Annotated in this window: 10 protein-coding genes and 2 pseudogenes; 6 read left to right on the top strand and 6 right to left on the bottom strand. The window is 45.6% G+C overall.

The features are described 5' to 3' along the window. Positions 1–81, top strand: a pseudogene (locus ACOV1R_RS15255) (IS5/IS1182 family transposase); the annotation flags it as partial. A 292-nt stretch (positions 82–373) separates the two neighbouring features. Here ACOV1R_RS15255 and ACOV1R_RS15250 read toward each other — a convergent pair. Further along, a complete protein-coding gene (locus tag ACOV1R_RS15250; protein ID WP_158179092.1) occupies positions 374–1,039 on the bottom strand; it encodes a Crp/Fnr family transcriptional regulator in 666 nt (221 codons plus the stop codon). Positions 1,040–1,242: 203 nt separating this feature from the next. Between ACOV1R_RS15250 and ACOV1R_RS15245 the strand changes: the two genes are divergently transcribed. From ACOV1R_RS15245 to ACOV1R_RS15235, 3 genes are all read left to right on the top strand, one after another. After that, positions 1,243–1,461, top strand: a complete 219-nt coding sequence (locus tag ACOV1R_RS15245) for a heavy-metal-associated domain-containing protein (RefSeq protein ID WP_187349820.1) — start codon at positions 1,243–1,245, stop codon at positions 1,459–1,461. 12 nt (positions 1,462–1,473) lie between these two features. Continuing rightward, positions 1,474–2,025: a Dps family protein gene (locus tag ACOV1R_RS15240; RefSeq protein ID WP_005691109.1), complete on the top strand. Its 552-nt coding sequence runs from the start codon at positions 1,474–1,476 to the stop codon at positions 2,023–2,025. Positions 2,026–2,151: 126 nt separating this feature from the next. Beyond that, positions 2,152–2,355 carry a hypothetical protein gene (locus tag ACOV1R_RS15235; protein ID WP_005691111.1) on the top strand — a complete coding sequence of 68 codons (204 nt, stop codon included), beginning with the start codon at positions 2,152–2,154 and terminating at the stop codon, positions 2,353–2,355. A gap of 212 nt (positions 2,356–2,567) precedes the next feature. Here ACOV1R_RS15235 and ACOV1R_RS15230 read toward each other — a convergent pair whose 3' ends face one another. Together ACOV1R_RS15230 and ACOV1R_RS15225 are read right to left on the bottom strand one after the other, a co-directional pair. Beyond that, on the bottom strand, positions 2,568–2,837 hold the full coding sequence (locus tag ACOV1R_RS15230) for a metal-sensitive transcriptional regulator (RefSeq protein WP_046811166.1): 270 nt from the start codon (positions 2,835–2,837) through the stop codon (positions 2,568–2,570). Positions 2,838–2,854: 17 nt separating this feature from the next. Continuing rightward, on the bottom strand, positions 2,855–3,175 hold the full coding sequence (locus ACOV1R_RS15225; protein WP_005691113.1) for a thioredoxin family protein: 321 nt from the start codon (positions 3,173–3,175) through the stop codon (positions 2,855–2,857). Between the two features lie 212 nt (positions 3,176–3,387). Here ACOV1R_RS15225 and ACOV1R_RS15220 point away from each other — a divergent pair, with 212 nt between their 5' ends. Together ACOV1R_RS15220 and ACOV1R_RS15215 are read left to right on the top strand one after the other, a co-directional pair. After that, entirely contained in the window at positions 3,388–3,726 is a 339-nt protein-coding gene (locus ACOV1R_RS15220) for a PbsX family transcriptional regulator (protein ID WP_096641391.1), read from the top strand. A gap of 453 nt (positions 3,727–4,179) precedes the next feature. Continuing rightward, positions 4,180–4,932: pseudogene (locus ACOV1R_RS15215) on the top strand (MIP/aquaporin family protein). Positions 4,933–5,081: 149 nt separating this feature from the next. Here the strand turns inward: ACOV1R_RS15215 and ACOV1R_RS15210 are convergent. From ACOV1R_RS15210 to ACOV1R_RS15200, 3 genes are all read right to left on the bottom strand, one after another. Continuing rightward, entirely contained in the window at positions 5,082–6,986 is a 1,905-nt protein-coding gene (locus ACOV1R_RS15210; protein ID WP_158179091.1) for a heavy metal translocating P-type ATPase, read from the bottom strand. Positions 6,987–7,580: 594 nt separating this feature from the next. Then, positions 7,581–7,853, bottom strand: a complete 273-nt coding sequence (locus ACOV1R_RS15205) for a hypothetical protein (protein ID WP_046811163.1) — start codon at positions 7,851–7,853, stop codon at positions 7,581–7,583. A gap of 234 nt (positions 7,854–8,087) precedes the next feature. Then, on the bottom strand, positions 8,088–8,464 hold a 377-nt coding region (locus ACOV1R_RS15200), incomplete at its 5' end, for an IS30 family transposase (RefSeq protein WP_424744269.1).

The following is an 8,464-nucleotide window of genomic DNA, read 5'->3' as shown; positions in this document are numbered from 1 at the left end:
ATTGCAACGCGTTATGATAAGCTCGCTCATGTTTATCTGGCTACGGTCTACATTGCCTCAATTTGCATCTTACTTAAGTAGTTTTCAGACGAACCCTAGTTTAATTATACCTTAGATTAATCCAAGTGGTATCGTCGAGAACCGCTGAAAATTAAAATGATTTTGGACAGTGAGAGCTGTCAGCAAAATTAAACCGGGCGGATTTAGTGGCCAAACGGCGCGCTTCAGTTACGGCAGTCGCATTAATTTGGCTCCTTATATTCGAATGGGACAGTATTACGGGCGCGATCAGCGCAAAAATAGGCGGGGAAACAAACCAACCGGATGAGCGCTCACGCATATGGTGAATCGCCATCCGGTTGGTTTGATTATCTTATTCAGTTAATAAGAGTTGGTCTGCATCGTTGATTTGGATGATTTTGCCAGTCTTTTGGGTAATCAGGCCTTGGCGTTCAAATAACGCAAGCTTGCGGCTAATGCTTTCAGGGGTGGTTCCCAAGAAGGTCGCTAAGTCCTTCTTCTTTAATGGTAATTTAAACGCGTCTGTCTTGAGTGCAGCCGCCGTTTCCGTAAGGTAGTTGGCTAGGCGCGCTTCGACGGACTCGGTCGCCGTGCTCGTCGTTTGGCGTTCCAGCTGGGTGAGCCGTCTGCCGAAGACGTTTAAGACGTTGATGCTGATGCTAGGATATTGTTGCATCAACGCTTGAAAGTCGGCGCGGCGGATGCTGCAGATATAGGTTGGAACCAACGCTTCGCCAAAGGACGTGCGGCGTTGGTTCTCGAATAAGGCAGCTTCGCCATCAATATCACCAGTTTGTAATAAGTACAGTAACTGTTCCCGGCCATTTGCGGCTAATTGATAGACTTTGACTTGGCCGTTGGCGAGAATCATCAACGAATCGAGTGGGTCGTCAGCGCTGAAAATGGTGCTGCCGGATGGAAAGTGATGATGCTGAACGATCGTTTCAATTGTATCTAACTGTTCATCAGCGAGTTCCTTGAAAATCGGCACTAACTGAACGCATTCATGCTCTGCCATGAGAACACCCCCTAATTAGATTCACCTTTACTATACCAGATTTCTGCTATGGCGTAGGCGTTCGCGTTTCATCTATGGCTTGATTTTTAACAATTTTATTGTAACTGAAAACTTTTTATTATTTCTTGACGGCGGTCAAGTTCTTATCAATAAAATCCGGTTATGATAGAACCATCAAATGAGTTGATACGGAGGTAATTGAAATGAAAAGTATTATGCAATTAGGAACGTTGACCTGCCCATCATGCATGACCAAGATTGAAAAGGCTGTGTCGAACCACGAGGGTGTTGAAAATGTCAAAGTGTTATTCAATGCTAGCAAGGTCAAGGCCAACTTTGATCCAGAAGTAACGTCGGCCGATGATTTGGCACAAGTCGTGACTGGTTTGGGCTATGAAGTAGAAAACGTTAAGGTTAAATAGGAGGACGCATTCATGAGTGAATTAACGATCGATGAACAATACGCCGCTGAATTAAAACAAAGTGATATTGACCACCACGTCCCGACTGCCGGTGCGATGACGAATCACATCCTGTCGAATCTAATGGTCGCATATGTTAAGTTAAGTCAGGTCAAATGGTACGTCAAAGGCCCGCAATCATTGGCATTGCGGACGGAATATCAACAACTGATCGACCAAAATGTCCGTCAGTTTGCTGAACTCGGTGACTTACTCTTAGATGAAAACCAAAAGCCATCTTCCACAACGGCTGAATTAACCAAGTATTCAATGTTGGAAGAAAACGGGGCTTTCAAGTATCAATCTGCTGATGAACTCGTGGCCGCAACAATCAAGGATTTTGATACGGAAAACCTATTCGTTGACCGGGCTATCAAGTTAGCTGAAAAAGAGACCCGGCCAGCATTAGCCGCATGGTTAGTCGCTTACCGCGGTAGCAATAATCGCAACATCCGGGAACTGCAAGCCTACTTGGGCAACGAGGCACGTACCGGACTAGATGAAGAAGACGAAGATGATGACTAATTAGTCAGGTCAGTTCAAACTAAGTGCTCGGGATCGCCATTGTGTGGGCAGGCGATTCCGGGCACTTTTGCTATTGTGACTAGGCTGCGCTATACTAGCGACATTAATTAAGGGAGGGACCCCAAGATGTCGATTAGTGATATTATCATGTGGACGTTTGTCTTTATTATCGCGACTGGGTTCGTAACGGTTGTTTCAACGACAGTACTATTGAAACGAGCAAAACGAGCGCCCAAGGATACCGAGCAGTCCCACAGTGATGACGAGGATGACTGGAAAAAAGATGATTGGAACCATGATGATTGGAAAAAGGGCGACTGGAAGGATTAGTGGCGTTAGCTGGCGCCAATTGGAAAATAACCAGCGCTGTTAGTAGTTGAGTTGGCGGATTAATTGGTCAGCTTATCCGCGTCCTGGTCTGGCCGTAGTTGACCTTAAATAATGATGAACACAACGAGTGATTAATATTAAACGTGCGTGATTGCAGCAATCAAATGAACTTGATGCTGCAGTCACGCACGTTTTTTAGAATCGATTGAATGTTATTTCGTTTTTAACAACAAGTCTAATGAATGCTCGAGGTTCTGAACATCGGCACTTGTCATATTGTCGACGCAATTATTGATGTTGCGGGCAATGACCAGCTTCATTGCCTTGTCGATGCTGGACTTGACCGCGGAAAGTTGAACGAGAACGTCGTCGCAAGGGCGGCCCTCATCCATCATCCGCAAGACGCCGTCCAGTTGACCAGCGGAGCGCTTCAAACGGGTCTGAATTTGTTTACTGGTGACATATTCTTCGGTCGTTGCCATGGAGACCTCCTATCGACTTAATCGAGTGCTTTTTGAAGTTCGGCTTCAAAGGCCGGCTTTGGCCGCGCGCCCACGAGATGACTAACGACTTGGCCATCCTTCTTGATTAGGAAGGTTGGGATCCCTTGAACTTGGAATTGGCTCGCAATTTCTTTGTCGTTGTCGACATTCAATGAGACGAAGTTGACCTTGTCTTTGTAGTTGGCATCTTCGGACAATGACTTCAAAATTGGGTCCATCATACGACATGGCGGGCACCAGTCAGCGCGGAAATCAACGACGGCAATCCCAGTATCCGTTTCTTTGGCAAAATCTTGATCATGAATTTCTTTAATCATGTTAACCCCTCCAGATGTGCATTATTAACAATTACTAATATACCCCCATAGGTATACAGATGCAACTTTTTTGTCCAAATGACCAATTTATCAAGTTAACTTTCAAATGGCTGACGTACAAACGTTTTCCTGGGTTTGACAGTTATGTGGGGAAGCCTTACGATGACCACGGGGAAAAGGCTTTTTTAACCTTAATGTCAGGAGGGAATTTTGTGACTAACACGAAGTCGGACCATGCTAAAAACCAAGTTTTAGACTTATTTACTCGGTTACAGCTTTCACTGCAGCAACATGCTACGCCCGAGCGTTACCAGTATGTGCTAAATATTCTTGAGACTGGTATCAGTAAAGTCAAACATAATCAACAGACGCCTGAACGCCAAGCCCGCGTTGTCTATGACCAGATTGCCAGTCAGGTGTTTGTCGATAAGTTACACTTCACCACCGACGAAAACAAAGTGCTAACAGCAATCAATGAAGTGACGCATTCTCAGAAGGGGTGGGGCGAGTTCAGCATGCTAGGAACGACCAATACGTGGCCTAGCCAATAATACGGATAAGGGGGTGTGGTTTGCTTGCGCCGATTTCCGCTTGTTATGATTCCTTTATGGTTGTCAGCTGACCTGCCATAAGGGACTTTTTTGCATGCCAAGTTCTAGATGTTCAGCAACTGAAAGTTAGCTTTAATGACTGAACTCCAGTACGCAAGTCTGTCTGAAGTCAAGTGGTGGATAGCGACACTGGTGGTAATTTAAGTCCTGCAATTATTGAGTTTCGTCAATTATGAACCAGGGTGAGAATCTGATTCGCCAGTTTGAATTCTGATATCGTGCTTGCTAAACGTCGCTAGCTCAGCTTTAATACGCGCGGGGGTATAAGTAGGAGGCCGGCTCAGATGATTAGAAATGACTTATCACAGTAAAATGAAGCGCTTACATAAATGGCTTTATATGCTATCCTTCAAAGTATCATAGATGCTCGGTACCATACGAGGAGGATACAAGATGACAGGTTCATGGGAAGCACGCTACGCTGCAGAATTCTTTGGCACCCTGATCCTAGTGCTACTAGGCAACGGTGCTGTCGCTAATGCATTCCTAAAGAACACGACCGGAAACGACGATCCAGGACTCGCCAACGGGGGTTGGTTACTGGTGGCGTCGGGGTACGGGCTGGGGGTTATGCTGCCAGCAATGATGTTCGGGTCAATCTCTGGAAACCACTTGAACCCTGCGATTACGATTGGTCAAGCAACGGTTGGTCTCTTCCCCTGGTCACACGTTGCGCAGTACTTAATCTGGCAATTTCTCGGTGCCATCGTAGGACAATGCTTGATTCTCGCACTATACTGACCACACTACCGACAAACGACTGATGCTGGCGCAGTATTAGGGACGTTTGCCACTAGTGACGCCGCTCACAGTCAGCTGAACGGGTTCATTACCGAAATGGTCGGGACCGCCGTCCTAATTTTTGGGGCGATGGGACTGTATCGCGGGATGTTCTTCCATCAAAATATCGATATTGCCAATATCGGGGTTGGATTACTGATTGCGGCAATGGTCATCTCGCTAGGTGGGCCGACTGGGCCAGCTCTGAACCCTGCCCGGGATTTAGGGCCGCGGCTCGTTCACGCACTATTACCGGTTCCCAATAAGGGGTCTTCACATTGGGAATACAGCTGGGTTCCGGTCGTGGCACCAATTGTTGGCGCCGTGATTGGGATTTGGCTTTACAAGATCTTTTTTAGTTTATAATTGCAATTAATCAACCTAGCGTACTTATGAAATTATTATGGCGTTATCATTTTAGTTATTGTTAGTCAAAAAATGGCACCCAGACTAGTTGGGGAAGACTAGTCTGGGTGCCATTTTTTATGGGCTGGGGGTGGATATCCGTAGCGTGGTTAGGCCGTTGCGGCTTGGATCGTTTTGGCAGGTTGTTGTTTGTCGAACTTGGTCTGGAAGTTAATCAGGCGCATCGCGTTGAAAATAACGACTAGGATGCTGGCTTCGTGGACGAACATCCCACTGGCCATGTAAATGTAACCGAAGACTAAGCCAATCAGGAGGAAGGCTACCGTCGCGATGGCGATGAAGATGTTTTCCCGCGTGTTGAGCACCGTCTTCTTAGCGAGGCCATGGGCGTGGACCAGTGCTGGGAAGCTGGATTGCATCAGGACAACGTCGGAGGTGTCGATAGCGACATCGGTCCCGCTACCCATGGCAATACCGATATCCGCGTTAGCGATGGACGGACTGTCATTGATTCCATCACCGATAAAGGCGACTGTGTTCCCATCAGCTTTGAGCTTTTTAACGTATTCGACCTTTTCTTCTGGCAATAAGTTGGCGTGAACTTCGTCTAAGTTCAGTTCATCTGCGACTGCTTGGGCGGTTAACTGATTGTCACCAGTCAACATGACTAATTTCTTGATACCCTGAGCTTTGAGTGCGGCGAGTGAATCCTTGACGCCTGGGCGGATGGTATCGGCAATCCCGAAGATCAGTTGAACTTGGCCATCAACGGCCATGATGACTGTGGATTGACCACCGGCTTGTAAATCGTTCAGGTCTTTGAGTTGAGCTGGGTTAAGTTCGATTTGATGCGCGGTTAACATCTTTTGGTTCCCAATGACGACGGTTTGGTCACCGACTTTAGCGCAGATGCCTTGGCCTTTGACGGTTTCAGTATCATCGAGGACGGGTGCGACACCAGCGGACTTTTGGGCTGCGTAGGTCACGATAGCTTGACCGAGTGGATGGTCAGAAACACCTTCGATGGCAGCGGCTAAAGCGAGTTGATTGTCGGCGTTAGTCGTGTAAGTGTGCATCGTGGTAACGGCAGTATTACCTTCCGTCAAAGTCCCCGTTTTATCGAAGACCAACGTATCGGCTTTGGCAAAGGTATCGACGACTTCGCCACCCTTGATTAAGATGCCACGTTTGGCACCATTACCGATCCCGGCAACGTTTGAGACGGGTGCACCGATAACGAGGGCCCCTGGGCATCCTAGAACTAAGACGGTGATCGCTAATCGGAAGTCACGTGAGAAGGCGAAGACTAAGACTGCTAAAACGAGAACGGCAGGCGTATAATATTGAGCAAAGCGATCGATGAACTTTTCAGCTTTGGACTTCGTGTCTTGGGCTTCTTCGACGAGTTCGATGATTTTAGCAAACGTCGTGTCATCACCCACTTGAGTCGCTTTGATTTTAAGATAGCCGTTTTCGACCATCGTACCAGAATAAACGGAATCATTGAGTTGTTTGTTGATCTGACGGGCTTCACCGGTGATAGAAGCTTCGTTGAGGTAACCATTACCTTCAACGACGACCCCGTCGACAGGGACTTGGCTCCCCGTCTTGACTAAGACAACATCGCCTTCGTCAACATCATCGACGTCGACTTCTTCCGTACCATCAGCGGTTACGAGGGTCGCGGTCGTCGGTGACATGTCAGTCAAACCTTTGATGGCCGTCCGCGTCTTTTGTAACGTTTTGCTTTCGAGGTAGGACCCGAACAAGAATAGGAACGTCACGATGGCTGATTCATTGAATTCGCCAATGATGAAGGCCCCGATAACGGCAATGCTGACTAACAGTTCAATACTGAAGACCTTGTTGCGCAGCGCGCTCCAAGCCCGAACCGCGATCGGAATAACCGCAATCACGGATGCGACAGCCAGAATGACTTGGTAGTCCAGTGTGAATTGGAACAAGTATTTGCTGAGCATGCCGAGGACGATCAGAATACCAGTGATTAATGTGATTTGATTCGTATGTTTAGTTAGAAACCCCTGAATTTTCATAATTTGCAACTCCTTATTTGATTTGATGACCCTAGTATAGCCGCTGATTCTTGATGGCAACTTGATAGCCATCAAGTTTTGGTCAATTTATCAAAATAAATCAGATTTACCGTTGTGCTTGGTGTTTTCTTGCGTTAATGAGGAGTCTTAAGTTTAAAATCAGCCAGCTTAGGACCGCTGGAAATAGTGCGAGTTTGCGTAAACCTGCTGTTGTGGCGACGTCCTACACTGGCTTCCAGGCATTCTGTGCAATGGCCAGGACGTGGTGGACACAGATTTAAGCCGATAAACCACGTCTTAAATACTGGTCTTCCACTAACCAAGCACACAACACTTGCTAAGTGGAATATCACCACTGGGCCTTGCCCAGAATACCTTCCAGCCGGGATCCTATTCGAAAGGCGGACATGGAGTACTCAGCCTTTGATGAAATAGTCGTTGGTTATTAGTAAACAGTCACTTTGATATGGAACTGTAAGACTGGTTTCTGATAATTTATATGGCATATCGTTTTTAATTTGACGAACCTTCAGTATCATTGAATATTGTTAGAATTTTCTCTAGTCGATTGAGACGTTAACGTCCGTGAACCTATTAACTGACATATTTGGCACCGTGACCACAGCCAGCGTCTAATATCTTACTGTCTTTTTTTAAATGAATACTGTTAACAATAGATTTCATTATTCTATACTTACCAATTATTGAAGTATGCATGTATTTAAGCCCACACAAAACTAACACTAAGACCATAATGGCTGAAACGGTGTTAAAACCACTTATTAACATCATAATTCCAATAATTAAAGCTGGCCCAAAGAAAAAAGCCAAGCCTATTGGTGCGTCCATCTCCCAAATACTTTTCATTAAAATCTCCTATATCAACGTATTTATTCTTTAAAGCATATCATTTTTGTTGCTACTGTAATCTTTAAACTTAGATTTCAAATCAAATCCATTTCCTATAACTAATCATCGTGATACTACATTATGAGTCACAAAAAGACTTCTTTCTGTAACTAAGAATGGAGAAATTGTTCTCTTCACTTATAATATAAAGAACTAATTAGCGCTAAACATCTTAATTGGTAGATTGCAAATTTAATCCGAATTTTTGGACAAATTTGTCAGCATAACCTGATACGGTGTTTGCCAGTCGAGTATTCTAAGCGGTCGCTGGTTAATTTGGAGTAACGTCGTCGTGAAATCTTGAGCACTAAAGTGCTCAAAACGAGTCCCATTAGGATAAAAATAAAGTAAATTCCGCTTAAAGCGTTCATTACTAACAACTTCAGCTGGCGTATAAGCAAGGCAGTAATAGGTCTTAATACCATATTGTGATTCAAGTGATACTAGCCCACTAAACTCAGTGCCACGGTCCACCGTAAAACTATGCACCGGACCATTAAAAGTGGTTAGGAACTTAGTTAGGGCTTCATTAACAGTCGCTGTCGTCCGATCTTTTAACCGGTATGCCC

This window comes from Lactiplantibacillus sp. YT640, assembly GCF_049745435.1.
Classification (GTDB): Bacteria; Bacillota; Bacilli; order Lactobacillales; family Lactobacillaceae; genus Lactiplantibacillus; species Lactiplantibacillus plantarum.
Note: the sequence above shows the minus strand (reverse complement) of the source record. Positions and strands in the feature narration are given on the sequence as shown.